1 protein-coding gene is annotated in these 424 nt (G+C 63.9%); it reads right to left on the reverse strand.

All coding sequences use genetic code 11. The features are described from left to right. Positions 1-424 (reverse strand): MFS transporter (locus EOD07_RS37210; protein WP_164772998.1); only part of this gene is annotated, 424 nt, incomplete at both ends.

Below are 424 nucleotides of genomic sequence, written 5' to 3' on the forward strand. Positions count from 1 at the left end.
GCCAGATGTAGCGCAGGAAATGGCTGGTCTCGCTCTCGGCGACAATGCTCGGACTCTCGTTGCGGGCCGCAAGCACCGGAATGGCGGCAAGCGTCACCAGCCCTATGGTCACGCCGAATGGCAGAAAGCCCGAACTGCCGAGATGAGCGAACAGCCAGGGTCCGGCGGCAAAGCCAAGTGACAAAACGGTGGCGTAGATGCCAAGCACAAGGCCGCGCCGGCTGGGCGGGGCGGAGGTGCTGATCCAGAATTCCGACAGGATGAACAGCACCGTCAGCGAGATGTGCAGGGCGACGCGGAGCGGAAACCACATCCAGAAATCCGGCGCGAAATGGAAGCCGACAAAGGCGAGCGCGCCGATGGCGATCATCAACAGCATGGTCCAGGCGACGCCGAGCCGCATGGCAAGCGGCGTGGCCAGAGG

It is taken from the genome of Mesorhizobium sp. M2C.T.Ca.TU.002.02.1.1, assembly GCF_003997225.1.